Source organism: uncultured Sphingomonas sp. (genome assembly GCF_934560975.1).
Lineage (GTDB): Bacteria > Pseudomonadota > Alphaproteobacteria > Sphingomonadales > Sphingomonadaceae > Sphingomonas_I.
The window spans coordinates 227,513-240,132 of sequence record NZ_CAKTFO010000003.1 but is presented as its reverse complement, the minus strand read 5'-3'; the positions used below and the strand labels follow the sequence as shown (position 1 = coordinate 240,132).

The 12,620-nt window shown below is 64.5% G+C and carries 10 protein-coding genes; 9 read left to right on the top strand and 1 reads right to left on the bottom strand.

All coding sequences use genetic code 11. The features are described 5' to 3' along the window. Window positions 1-667 precede the first annotated feature (667 nt). Complete coding sequence (locus tag Q0D93_RS04175) at window positions 668-904, top strand: hypothetical protein (RefSeq protein ID WP_294391687.1); 237 nt, start codon at window positions 668-670, stop codon at window positions 902-904. A gap of 193 nt (window positions 905-1,097) precedes the next feature. Here the strand turns inward: Q0D93_RS04175 and Q0D93_RS04170 are convergent, their stop codons facing one another. Continuing rightward, window positions 1,098-2,435 (bottom strand): MFS transporter, encoded by a 1,338-nt coding sequence (locus Q0D93_RS04170; RefSeq protein WP_294391686.1) that lies wholly within the window; start codon window positions 2,433-2,435, stop codon window positions 1,098-1,100. Window positions 2,436-2,620: 185 nt separating this feature from the next. Between Q0D93_RS04170 and cyoA the strand changes: the two genes are divergently transcribed. The 8 genes from cyoA to Q0D93_RS04130 all read left to right on the top strand — a co-directional run bounded on the left by cyoA (window position 2,621) and on the right by Q0D93_RS04130 (window position 12,582). Continuing rightward, complete coding sequence (gene cyoA / locus Q0D93_RS04165; RefSeq protein WP_294391685.1) at window positions 2,621-3,766, top strand: ubiquinol oxidase subunit II; 1,146 nt, start codon at window positions 2,621-2,623, stop codon at window positions 3,764-3,766. A gap of 17 nt (window positions 3,767-3,783) precedes the next feature. Then, a complete protein-coding gene (cyoB, locus tag Q0D93_RS04160; protein WP_294391684.1) occupies window positions 3,784-5,787 on the top strand; it encodes a cytochrome o ubiquinol oxidase subunit I in 2,004 nt (667 codons plus the stop codon). Between the two features lie 4 nt (window positions 5,788-5,791). After that, complete coding sequence (cyoC, locus tag Q0D93_RS04155; protein ID WP_294391683.1) at window positions 5,792-6,421, top strand: cytochrome o ubiquinol oxidase subunit III; 630 nt, start codon at window positions 5,792-5,794, stop codon at window positions 6,419-6,421. Continuing rightward, a complete protein-coding gene (gene cyoD / locus Q0D93_RS04150; RefSeq protein ID WP_294391682.1) occupies window positions 6,418-6,843 on the top strand; it encodes a cytochrome o ubiquinol oxidase subunit IV in 426 nt (141 codons plus the stop codon). Before cyoC ends, cyoD begins: the two co-directional genes overlap by 4 nt. Window positions 6,844-6,866: 23 nt before the next feature. Then, window positions 6,867-7,547, top strand: a complete 681-nt coding sequence (locus Q0D93_RS04145) for an SURF1 family protein (protein ID WP_294391681.1) — start codon at window positions 6,867-6,869, stop codon at window positions 7,545-7,547. Beyond that, window positions 7,544-8,851, top strand: coding sequence for an ATP-binding protein (locus tag Q0D93_RS04140; protein WP_294391680.1), 1,308 nt, complete (start codon window positions 7,544-7,546; stop codon window positions 8,849-8,851). Before Q0D93_RS04145 ends, Q0D93_RS04140 begins: the two co-directional genes overlap by 4 nt. Beyond that, entirely contained in the window at window positions 8,848-9,381 is a 534-nt protein-coding gene (locus Q0D93_RS04135) for a response regulator transcription factor (protein ID WP_294391679.1), read from the top strand. The genes Q0D93_RS04140 and Q0D93_RS04135 overlap by 4 nt, the downstream gene beginning before the upstream one ends. 228 nt (window positions 9,382-9,609) lie before the next feature. Beyond that, window positions 9,610-12,582 (top strand): TonB-dependent receptor, encoded by a 2,973-nt coding sequence (locus tag Q0D93_RS04130; protein WP_294391678.1) that lies wholly within the window; start codon window positions 9,610-9,612, stop codon window positions 12,580-12,582. Window positions 12,583-12,620: the final 38 nt, after the last annotated feature.

The window sequence follows — 12,620 nt, the reverse complement described above, 5'->3', positions numbered from 1 at the left end:
CACTTTTGTTGCAAACCCCCGAAAACCGCCAATTCCAAAACCATAACGAAGCGAATCACAGCGCGAATCAACGGGATCAGGTGACCTGGTAGGGTGCGGATTGCAGCCGCCCGGAGCATTTGGCCGACAGAGGTGTACCACGGCGGCCAGTCGCGGGATCAAGGCGTCCTGCGCTCGCTGGGTTGCAAGTCCCGGAGGCGCTCGTCGATGGCGTACACAGCAGGAAGAGCCGAGACAGGAAAAGACAGATGGCGTCGATGGATGACCTGATTGCGGACACCGTCGTCGTCGTCAAAGAGCATCGGCGTGGGCTGGGCCGATCATGGGCTTGCTGACGTTTGGAGAATCGCTGGCCGTGATAGAGGCACTGATCCCTGCGCCGCGTTGATCATCGCTCCTGGCGGCATGATCGCGGCTGGAATACTTGGCCCCCTCCCAGTGATTCTCGGGGGCGGTGATCGGCACCATCCCCAGACACTGGGTATCGTTCGGGATCGGCCAGGCCCTCGGTTCATTGGCCTACCGGCATGAGTCCGCTCAATCCTCATTGCCTCGGCATAGCGAGGGCTCGCCTGTTTTTCCGTTGTTACGGCTTCACGTCGCTGTTGCTGGGGCGCTTCCTCGGTCCGGTCCGCGCCACCATCCCCTGGTTGCCGGCATGGTAGGAATGAGGACGCGGATCTTTCAGGCAGCCCATATCGTATCCGCCATCTTGTGCGTTCCCACGCTGCCCATACCGGAGTTCCTCGCGACACAATGGCCAGGTCCGACGGATCAGATCACCGAGCAGCACATCCTCGCCGTTGGGCAGGTCGTGACGGGCATGACGGTAGGCGCCGCCGCGATCGACGCCAAGGTGATTGCGATGGCGAGTCGCAAGCGCGACCGGACCCGCAAAGCCTGAACGCAGGCTTGCCGCCGCACGGATCGCGACCTCCTCTCGACCAGATCTTTCGGCTCAGACATGAAGAAGGCGGACATCCACGATGCCCGCCTCCCCTTGCCGCAATATGATCGTTGCGCGACCATGTCGGATGTCCAGATCACCCACCGCTTCGGGCCGACATAGGGCCATGCACGGGATGACCGACGCGGCATCAGCTGGTCTGACGCGCCAGTTCCTTGTTGATGCCCAGCGCGACCAGCGTGCAGACCGCGCCCGACAACAGATAGGCACCGATCGCCCACAGACCGAAGTTGCTCGCCAGCAGCAATGCCGCGAGCGGCGCGAAGCCGGCGCCGAGCAGCCACGACAGGTCGGAGGTCAGCGCAGCACCGGTGTACCGATGCGCGCCGCTGAAGCTGGCGTTGATCGCGCCCGACGACTGCCCAAAAGCCAGGCCGAGCAGCAGGAAGCCGCCCAGCATGTAGGTCAACTCGCCGCTCGCGCCCGCATCCAGCAGCGTCGGGGCGAGACCGCTGAACACACCGATCAGCCCCGCCGACACGCCCAGCACATTGCGGCGACCGAAGCGGTCGGCCAGCAATCCGGACGCCAGCATCGCCAGGACGCCGACCACCGCGCCGGCCATCTCGATGACCAGAAAGCGCGACGCCGATTCACGATTGAACAGCACCGCCCACGACAGCGGAAACACGGTTACGAGGTGGAACAGCGCGAAGCTGGCAAGCGGAGCAAAGGCGCCGAGCAGCACGATGCGGCCATCCTCACGCAGGGTCTCGCGAATGGAGGCCGGTTGCAGTTCGCGCGTTTCAAACAGGTGCTCAAACTCGGGCGTGACGACCAGACGCAGCCGGGCGAACAGCGCCACCACGTTGATCGCGAACGCCACAAAGAACGGGTAACGCCAGCCCCAGGCGAGGAAGTCCTGCGCGGGCAGCGCGGAGCTGAAGAAGGCAAACAGGCCGCTCGCCACCAGCAGGCCCAGCGGGGCGCCCAGTTGCGGGATCATCGCATACCAGCCACGGTGCTTCTGCGGCGCATTGAGTGCCAGCAGCGACGGCAGGCCGTCCCAGACGCCACCGAGCGCGATACCCTGACCGATGCGGAGCGCGGCCAGGAACCATGCGGCCGCCACCCCGATCTGCTGATAACCCGGCACGAATGCCATGGCGATGGTGGACAGGCCCAGCAGGAACAGGGAGATGGTGAGCTTCACCCCTCGCCCATAACGGCGATCGATCGTGATAAAGATCAAGGAGCCGAGCGGCCGAGCCAGAAACGCCAGCGGAAACAGCGCAAAGGAATACAAGGTGCCGGTCAGCGCATCCACCTGCGGGAAGATGAGCGACGGGAACACCAGCACGGACGCGATCGCGTAGACGAAGAAGTCGAAGAACTCGCTCGTCCGCCCGATGATCACGCCGATGGCGATCTCGCCCGGATGCACGTCATGATGGTGGCCGCGGGCATTCACCACCCGTGCGTCACGTTCGAGGGGCGTCGAGTTCGACGCGGCGAGGGGGGCACTCATGGCGCTTTTATCTCCCGGGGTTCCGTCCCCGTCAAACGATGATCAGGGCAGACAGGGTGCAATCCGCGAATACGGTGGACACGCCCGTCTTATTCGGTAGGGCCTTTGCCCGTTCAACCCGCTATTGGGGATAGGACAAAATGTCCAATGTTGCATCGCCACAAAGCGAGTCTACGGGCGCGGTCATGCGCATAAACCTGTCCAACGCCACGAGGCGCCTCACGCGTCCGGGGCTGCTCCTGTTGCCGCTGCTTCTCGCCGGGTGCGAGAGGGCGGTGCTGAACCCCGCCGGCGACGTCGCGCGCCAGCAACGCGACCTGATCTTCATTTCCACGGGGCTGATGCTGCTGATCATCATCCCGGTGATGGTGCTGACGGTGGTGTTCGCATGGCGTTATCGCGCGTCCAACGAGGATGCCGAATATCGGCCCGACTGGGACCATTCCACGTCGCTGGAGCTGGTGATCTGGTCCGCCCCGCTGCTGATCATCATCGCGTTGGGCGCGGTGACGTGGCTGGCGACGCACACGCTCGACCCTTACCGCCCGGTTGACCGGATGAAGGCGGGTGAGCCCGTTCCCGCCAACGTCCGCCCGCTGGAGGTGCAGGTGGTGTCGCTCGATTGGAAGTGGCTGTTCATCTATCCGGAACAGGGCATCGCGATGGTGAACCGGCTGGTCCTGCCGACCGATCGCCCGATCCGCTTCCGCCTGACCTCCTCCTCGGTGATGAATACCTTCTACGTCCCCACGCTTGCCGGCATGATCTATACGATGCCCGGCATGGAGACGGAGCTGAACGCCGTGCTGGAGCGGACCGGGCGGTTCGAGGGCATGTCCGCCAATTATTCGGGGGCCGGCTTCTCCTACATGAACTTTCCGATGATCTCGGTCGACCGGGCCGGCTTTGACCGCTTCGTGGCGGAAAGCCAGGCGTCGGCGCGCCGGCTGGATCGCGGCGAGTATATCCAGCTGGAAAAGCCCAGCGAGCGGGTGCCCGCCATCCTCTACGGCACGGTTGAGCGCGGGCTGTTCAGCCGCGTCGCGCAGGTGTGCGTGCATCCGGGGCAGACCTGCATGAGCGAGACGATGCGCCATGACAGCATGGAGCCGGGCAGCCATGCGCCGGTCAACAATGCACCCTATCGTCCTGCCGACCGCAAGGGCGCGCTGGAGAAGTCTCCGGAGGAAAAGGGCTCCAGCCCGAACCGGAGCGCCCCGCGCGGTCCGGCTGCAGGAACCGGCAAGCCCGGCGATCCATCCAACCGCAACATGACCCACCTCGACCTGCCGGCGCTGCCCGGTGCGGCCGCGGCTGCGGCCCAGGCCTGAGCGGCCAGGAAGAACCCATGTCCGAAACACTCATCAAGACCATATTCGGGCGTTTGACGCTCGAAAGCTTTCCCATTCACGAGCCCATCCTGATCGCGACCTTTGCCGGCGTGGCCCTGGGTGGCGTGGCGCTGCTGGGCGCCCTCACCTACTTCCGGCTGTGGGGTTACCTCTGGAAGGAGTGGTTCACGTCCGTGGACCACAAGCGCATCGGCATCATGTACATGGTCATGGGCCTGGTGATGCTGCTGCGCGGCTTTGCCGACGCGCTGATGATGCGTGCGCAGCAGGCAATGGCGTTCGGCACCAACGAAGGCTTCCTGCCGGCGCACCATTATGATCAGGTGTTCACCGCGCATGGCGTGATCATGATCTTCTTCGTGGCCATGCCGTTCGTGACGGGCCTGATGAACTATGTGGTGCCGTTGCAGATCGGCGCCCGCGACGTCAGCTTCCCGTTTCTGAACAATTTCAGCTTCTGGATGACGGCATCGGGTGGCGCGCTGGTGATGGCCAGCCTGTTCATCGGTGAGTTCGCCCGCACCGGCTGGCTGGCGATGGCACCGCTGTCGGGGCTGGATTACTCACCGGATGTCGGCGTGGATTATTACATCTGGGCGCTCCAGATCGCCGGTATCGGCACCCTGTTATCAGGCGTGAACCTGCTCTGCACCATCGTGAAGATGCGTGCGCCGGGCATGAGCCTGATGAAGATGCCGGTCTTTACCTGGTCGGCGCTGGTCACCAACGTCCTGATCGTGGCCGCCTTCCCCGTGCTGACCGCCGTGTTGGCGATGCTCAGCCTCGATCGCTATGTCGGCACCAACTTCTTCACGAACACGCTCGGCGGCAACCCGATGATGTACGTGAACATGATCTGGATCTGGGGTCACCCGGAAGTCTACATCCTGATCCTGCCGGCCTTCGGCGTCTTCTCCGAAGTCGTGTCGACCTTCACCGGCAAGCGCCTGTTCGGCTATACGTCGATGATCTACGCGCTGATCGTGATCTGCATCCTGTCCTACCTGGTCTGGCTGCACCACTTCTTCACGATGGGTTCGGGTGCCAGCGTCAACAGCTTCTTCGGCATCACCACCATGATCATCTCGATCCCGACGGGGGCCAAGATCTTCAACTGGTTGTTCACGATGTACAAGGGCCGGATCCGGTTCGAGCTGCCGATGATGTGGGCGATCGCGTTCATGCTGACCTTCGTGATCGGCGGCATGACCGGCGTGCTGCTTGCGGTTCCGCCGGCGGACTTCGTGCTCCACAACTCGCTGTTCCTGATCGCGCACTTCCACAACGTGATCATCGGCGGCGTGCTGTTCGGAATGTTCGCGGGCATCAATTACTGGTGGCCCAAGGCGTTCGGCTTCAAGCTGGACAAGTTCTGGGGGCTGGTCAGCTTCTGGTGCTGGGTGGTCGGCTTCTGGGTGGCGTTCACGCCGCTCTATGTGCTGGGCCTGATGGGCGTCACCCGCCGCCTGCGCCACTTCGACGATCCCAGCCTGCAGATCTGGTTCGTGGTCGCCGCCGTGGGTGCGTTGATCATCGCGGCCGGGATCGGCGCTTTCCTGGTGCAGATCTTCGTCAGCATCGTGAACCGTGAGAAGCTGCGCGATTTCACGGGCGATCCGTGGAATGGCCGCACACTGGAATGGGCGACCTCGTCGCCGCCGCCGGCCTACAACTTCGCGTTCACGCCGATGGTCCACGAACTGGAAGCCTGGTACGACATGAAGAGCCGCAAGGCCGTGCGCCCGGTGGGGGGCTTTCGCGCCATCCACATGCCGCGCAACACCGGAACGGGCGTGATCCTGGCTGGCCTGGCAACCGCGTTCGGCTTTGCCATGATCTGGTACATCTGGTGGTTGGCGGCGATCAGCTTCGTCGGCATCCTGGCCGTGGCGATCGGGCATACGTTCAACTACGACCGCGACTTCTACATCACGGCCGACGAAGTAACCCGGTCCGAGGACGCGCGGACCCGCGCTCTTTCGACCGCGACGGGAGCATAAGACAATGGCGTCAAGCAGCATGCCCCCGGGGGCGGAAGCGCCCGTCTTCTACGAACTGGACGAGCATCACCATGAAGCGGGCGCCAGCACGGCGCTCGGCTTCTGGCTCTACCTGATGAGCGACTGCCTGATCTTCGCGATGCTGTTCGCAAGCTATGGCGTCTACGGCAGCAGCTATGCGGGGGGGCCGCGCCCCTCCGAACTGTTCGAGCTGCCGCTGGTGGCGGTCAACACCGCCATGCTGCTCCTGTCCTCCATCACCTATGGCTTTGCCATGCTGGCGATGGACAAGAACCAGGTGCGGGCCACGCAGGGCTGGCTGGCGATCACCGGTATGTTCGGCCTGGCCTTCGTCAGCATCGAACTGTTCGAATTCTCCAACCTGATCGCCGAGGGTGCGGGGCCGCAGCGTTCCGCCTTCCTGTCCGCATTCTTCACCCTGGTCAGCACCCACGGGCTGCACGTCAGCGTCGGCCTGATCTGGCTGGTGGTGCTGATGGTACAGGTCGGCCGCAAGGGCCTGATCGCCGACAATCGCCGGCGGCTGCAGTGCCTGTCGCTGTTCTGGCACTTTCTGGACGTGATCTGGATCGGCGTGTTCACCTTTGTCTATCTTCTGGGGGTCCTTCGATGAGCACTCACCCGCACGACGCCGCGGACGTGCACGGTCACGACCACAGCCACGGCCATGGGCACGGAGACGGGCACGGGCATGACAGCGGCGCGGCGCATGGTACGCTGGGCAGCTACCTGACCGGCTTCATCCTGTCCGTGATCCTGACCGCGGTTCCGTTCGCGCTGGTCATGTCCGGCGCCATCGCCGACCCGCGCGTCACCGCCTATATCTGCATGGGTTTCGCGCTGGTGCAGGTGCTGGTCCACATGGTCTACTTCCTTCACATGAACAGCCGTTCGGAGAATGGCTGGACCATGATGGCGTTGATCTTCACCCTGATCATCGTCTTTATCGCCCTGATCGGGTCGTTGTGGGTCATGTTCCACATGAACGCCAACATGATGCCCGGCATGGAGATGGGGTCCACGGACGCGATGTGACCCGCTCGGTCGCACGAACCGGCATGGCGGCCCTTACCGTGGCCGCCATGCTCCTCTTTACCGCATTGGGCATCTGGCAGGTCGAGCGCCGCGCCTGGAAGCTCGATCTGATCGCCCGGGTGGATGCCCGGATCAAGGGGCAGCCCGAACCCCTTCCCCCGCCCGCCAGCTGGCCCGCCATCGGCCCGGACGATGCCTATCGCCGCATCCGGGTACGAGGTACTTTCCACCACGATGCCGAAACACTGGTCCAGGCGGTGACGGGGCGAGGCCCCGGCTACTGGGTCGTCACCCCCCTCGTCACCGCCAGCGGCACGGTTCTGGTCAATCGCGGCTTTGTCCCGCCGGATCGGCGTGCACCGTCTACCCGCGCGGCGGGCGCGGCCAAGGACCCCGTCACCGTAACCGGATTGCTCCGCATAACCGAGCCGGGGGGCGGTTTTCTGCGCGCCAACGATCCCGGGGCGGATCGCTGGTATTCGCGCGATGTCCAGGCGATCGCACGCAACCGCCATTTCGGCCCTATCGCCCCCTTCTTCATCGATGCGGACGCGACGCCCAATCGGTCCGGCTATCCGGTCGGCGGCCTGACCGTGGTCGCGTTTCCCAACAGCCATCTCTCCTACGCGCTGACCTGGTTCACGCTCGCTCTGCTCAGCGGTGCCGCGACATGGCTGGTGCTGCGGCCGGAGAAAGAAGGGTGAACGAAGCGCCTTTGCTGGCGCTGACCCGCAAGCGCGCCTTCGGTCCCTCGCTCCACGCCACCGCGGCGGAGAATATGCGGCAGCTGGTGCAGCTGCGCTGGATCGCGGTCGCGGGGCAGTTGCTGACCATCCTGATCGTGGGCCCGGGTCTCGGCGTGCCGCTGCCGCTGGGCACGATGCTGCTGGTGATCGCCACGCTGGTGATGGTGAACCTGCTGGCGCTGCTGGCAATGACGCGCCACGCCATCACCAACATCGACCTGATGTTCGCGCTGCTATTCGACGTCGGGTCGCTCAGCCTGCAACTCTACCTGTCGGGCGGCGCAACCAATCCGTTCATCTCGCTCTACCTGATCCAGATCGCCCTGGGCGTAATCCTGCTCGAAACCTGGTCGGTGTGGATCCTAGTGGCGGTCGCCAGCGTCAGCTACGCCATGCTGACGGTCCGCTACCGCCCCCTGCTGCTGCCCCGACGGTTGCTGCCCGCCGCCGCCGACGTCCACACGCTCGGCAGCTGGCTCAGCTTCACATTGGTCGCGACCCTGCTGGTGCTGTTCATGGCGCGGATCAGCCACAATCTGCGCGCGCGCGACACCTATCTGGCGGATCTGCGCCAACAGGCGGCCGAACAGGACGGGATAGTCCGCATGGGCCTGTTCGCGTCGGGAGCGGCGCACGAACTCGGCACGCCGCTGGCCTCTATCGCCGTGATCCTGGCGGACTGGCGTCGGATGCCTGCGCTTGTCGGTGACGAAACCCTGCGCGGCGAGATCGAGGAAATGCAGGCGGAGATCCGGCGCTGCAAGTCCATCGTCTCCGACATCCTCCACTCCGCCGGCGAACCGCGCGGCGATGCGATGGGCAAGCTGAGCGTCCGCGCCTTTCTGCACGAGGCGGCCGCCGCCTGGGCGGCGACCCAGCCGGGCGTGGCGCTGACCTACCAGGCCGACGCGATCGGCGATGCAACCGTGGTGGCCGAGCCCGCGCTGCGCCAGGCCTTGTGGAGCCTGCTCGACAATGCGGCGGAGGTGTCGCCCGACCGGGTGGCGTTGCAGGCCCGCCGCGATGCCGCCGAACTGGTGATCGCGGTGCGTGACCAGGGACCCGGCTTCCCGCCGACCCTGCTCGCCGACGTGGGCAAGCTGTACCACTCCAGCAAGGGCGCGGGCCATGGGGTCGGCCTGTTTCTCGCCAGCAATGTCGCGCGGCGGTTGGGCGGGCGGCTGGAGGCGTACAATCGCAATCCTGGCGCGGAAGTCAGACTGATCCTGCCGCTTGTGTCCGGCGACGGGAAAGCCCGATGAGCGACGATCGCCGCCTTCTGATCGTGGAGGATGACGCCACTTTCGCCCGCACTCTCCAGCGATCGTTCGAGCGGCGCGGCTATTCCGTCGCGGTGGCCCACAGCCCCGCCGAACTGGACACGTTGCTGGAGACCGAGCAGCCGGGCTTTGCGGTGGTTGACCTGAAGCTCGGCACCGCATCCGGCCTGCCTTGCGTCGAGCGGCTCCATGCGCATGACGCCGACATGCAAATCGTCGTGCTGACCGGCTTCGCCAGCATCACCACGGCGGTTGAGGCGATCAAGCTGGGTGCCTGCCATTATGTCGCCAAGCCGGCCAGCACCGACGAGATCGAGAGCGCGTTCGGCAAGTTCGAGGGTAATGCCGCTGCCCCGATCGGCGAACGCGCCAGCACCATCAAGACGCTGGAATGGGAGCGGATCAACCAGGTGTTGGCGGAAACGGGCTTCAACATTTCGGAAACGGCCCGCCGCCTTGGCATGCATCGGCGTACCCTGGCGCGCAAGCTGGACAAGCGGCCGGTGCGCTAAGCTGCGGGCCTGCTCACCCGAGCCTCTTCACCCCCAATGGCCGGGTCACACCGGCAAACCGATCAGCTTCACTGCCGAGTCTCCATGCATGAAGATGTGGCGGAAACACACCTCGCCGAACCAAAGTTGCTTCGTATATAGCATATCGTATAATATATTTTGACAATGCGTGACGATCATGTTGCACTCTCCTTACAGCACGACCGCAGATCGGGTTGGGAGTCAGATATGCAGAAGAAGTTCGGCTTAAATCGGAACGGTGCCGCACTCGGCGCGCTGGTGACCGCCTTGTTGACGACAGCCGCGCCGGCGCAGATCAGCGGCACCGTTGCCCCGCCGGAGCAAGCGGACAGCTCCGCTGCCGCGCCGGCAAACGAGATCATCGTCACCGGCTCACGCATTCCCCAAGCAGGCTTGCGCAGCGTCAGCCCGATCACGACGGTAGCCCAGGAAGAGGCCAGGTTGCAGGGCACCACCAGCGTCGAAACCCTGCTCAACCGCCTGCCACAGGTGGTGCCGGATGCGACCGGCACGTCCAACAGCGGCTCGACCGGCATCGCCACCGTCAACCTGCGCGGGCTGGGTGCCAACCGTACGCTGGTGCTGATCGACGGCAAGCGCCTGATGCCGGGCGATCCGTTCGGGTCTGCCGCCGACCTCAACGCCATTCCCACCCCGCTGATCGAGAATGTGGAGGTGGTGACCGGCGGCGCGTCGGCCGTTTACGGATCGGACGCGGTCGCGGGCGTGGTCAACTTCAAGCTTCGCCGCAACCTGAACGGCGTCCTCGCCGACGCGCAATATGGCTTCTACCAGCATGACAACAACAATGGGGTGGCCCAGCGCGCGCTGACGGAGAAGGGATACACCGTTCCCAACGGCTCCTTCACCACCGGCGCCAACTATACCGCCTCGCTCGCCTTCGGGGCGAACTTCGCCGAGGGACGCGGCAACATCACCGCTTATGGCGTCTATCGCAAGGCGAAGCCGGTCTTCCAGGGCAAATACGATTATTCCGCCTGCGCGCTGGCCGGCTCCGAAGCGCCGTTCACCTGCCTGGGATCCGGCAATTACAACCGCTTCGTGGTTCAGGGCACCGCGCCGCAGGGCACGCAGCGCGACTTCTTCGCGGAGACCAACGGCACGCTACGGCCGTACAATGGGGCGACCGACACGTATAACTATACGCCGATCAACTACTTTTCACGTCCGGACAAGCGTTACCAGATCGGCGCGCTGGCCCATTACGCGGTCATTCCCGAGATCGAGTTGTACGCCGATGCGATGTTCACCAAGGATCGCTCGCGCTACCAGATCGCTGAATCCGCGCTCTTTCTAGGCTCCGCGCCGACCGACGACGGGTCGGTCCACATCGCCTGCGACAATCCGCTGCTGACCGCCGATCATGTGCAGAAGCTTTGCACCAATTTCGGCCTGTCGGGATCGCAGCAGACGCATGTCCAGATCGGCCGGCGCAGCATCGAGGGCGGCCCGCGTTATTACGATCAGGAGCATACGTCCTACCGGTTCGTCGGCGGCTTCCGGGGCGAGCCGATCAAGGGCTTCACCTATGACGTGTCGGCGCAATATGGCCGCACGGATTATTTCCAGCAGCAGCTGAACCAGCTCTCCGTTTCCCGCGTCACCCGGGCACTAGACGTGGTCAATGTAAGCGGGGTCGCCACCTGCCGCTCGGTGGTGGACGGCACCGATCCGTCGTGCGTGCCGCTCAATGTGCTCGGCGGGCTCGGCTCGTGGACGCCGGAAATGCTGAACTACATCGCCACCGACACGTATCAAAAGGGCGACAGCACGGAAAAGGTCATCAGCGCCACGCTGGCCGGCGATCTTGGCCAATATGGCGTCACGCTGCCGTGGGCGACCGACGGCGTCGGTTTCGCACTGGGCTATGAATGGCGTGACGAGCGGGTCAGCTACACGCCCGGCGCCAACGACCTGACCGGCGACATCTATGGCGGCACCAAGGCGCAGGTGCTGCCGAGCAGCGGCTTCGACGTGAACGAATTCTACGGCGAAGTACGCATACCGCTGATCCAGGACGTTCGGTTCGTCCGGGACCTGACCTTCGAAGGCGGCTACCGCACGTCCAAATATTCCAGGTCGGGCCGGGTCAACAGCTACAAGCTCGCGCTGGATTATGCGCCGTCGAGTGATATCCGCGTCCGCGCCAGCCTGCAGCGGGCGGTCCGCGCGCCGACCGTCAACGAGCTGTTCTCGCCCATCGTCGGCGGCAATTTCGGCGCGCAGGACCCCTGCTCCGGCGAGCAGCCTAGGCGGACGCTGGAACAGTGCGGGCGGACCGGCGTGCTGCCGTCGCAATATGGCCTGATCCTCGAATGTCCGGCCGACCAGTGCACCGCCATCGGCGGCGGCAATCCGGCGCTGACGCCGGAAAAGGCGGACACGCGCTCGATCGGCTTCGTCCTCACGCCGCGCTTCATCCGCGGGCTGAACATCACGGCCGACTATTTCGACATCAAGATCAAGGGCGCGATCGGCACCATCGGTGGCAACACCATCCTGACCCAGTGCCTCGAAACCGGCAATCCGCTCTATTGCGACCGCATCAACCGCAACGGCAGCGGCGCGCTGTTCGGTGGCGCCACGACGGGTATCTCCGACGTCTACGCCAATGTCGGCGGATCCCGCACGCAGGGGATCGACGTCAGCGCCAATTACAGCCTCAACCTGACGGACATGGGCCTGACCAACGCGGGACGGATCAGCTTCGCGCTGATCGGCACCGCGTCGCTGAAGTCGGAGAACGAGCCGCTAATCGACCTGGGCACCTATGACTGCGCCGGCGTGGGTGGCCGCACCTGCGGCGGGCCCAATCCGAAGTGGCGCCACCAGTTCCGCACCAGCTATGATTACGGCAATGCGCAGCTGTCGCTGAACTGGCGCTACATCGGCCGCTCCAAATATGACGGCAACGAGGATGATCCGTTTCTGGGCCAGGGCACCGACCTGCCGGCGCTGAAGGCCTATAGCGCCTTCGACCTTGCGGCGACGCTGCGCCTGAAGCCGGTTCTGCTGCGTGCGGGCATCAACAATGTCTTCGACAAGGATCCGCAGATCCTGGGTACGAACTTCTACAGCAACCTGAACGGCCCGACATATCCGGGTTGGTACGATGCGCTCGGCCGCAGCATCTTCTTCGGCGCGACCGTCGAATTCTGACAACCGGGATGCCGGTCCTCCCCGGAGCGGCCGGCATC

Bases quoted from the DNA above. Each gene is read 5' to 3' on its own strand.
- Q0D93_RS04175 (WP_294391687.1), top strand. From the start codon at position 668: ATGAGGACGCGGATCTTTCAGGCAGCCCATATCGTATCCGCCATCTTG.
- Q0D93_RS04170 (WP_294391686.1), bottom strand. From the start codon at position 2,435: ATGAGTGCCCCCCTCGCCGCGTCGAACTCGACGCCCCTCGAACGTGAC.
- cyoA (WP_294391685.1), top strand. From the start codon at position 2,621: ATGCGCATAAACCTGTCCAACGCCACGAGGCGCCTCACGCGTCCGGGG.
- cyoB (WP_294391684.1), top strand. From the start codon at position 3,784: ATGTCCGAAACACTCATCAAGACCATATTCGGGCGTTTGACGCTCGAA.
- cyoC (WP_294391683.1), top strand. From the start codon at position 5,792: ATGGCGTCAAGCAGCATGCCCCCGGGGGCGGAAGCGCCCGTCTTCTAC.
- cyoD (WP_294391682.1), top strand. From the start codon at position 6,418: ATGAGCACTCACCCGCACGACGCCGCGGACGTGCACGGTCACGACCAC.
- Q0D93_RS04145 (WP_294391681.1), top strand. From the start codon at position 6,867: ATGGCGGCCCTTACCGTGGCCGCCATGCTCCTCTTTACCGCATTGGGC.
- Q0D93_RS04135 (WP_294391679.1), top strand. From the start codon at position 8,848: ATGAGCGACGATCGCCGCCTTCTGATCGTGGAGGATGACGCCACTTTC.
- Q0D93_RS04130 (WP_294391678.1), top strand. From the start codon at position 9,610: ATGCAGAAGAAGTTCGGCTTAAATCGGAACGGTGCCGCACTCGGCGCG.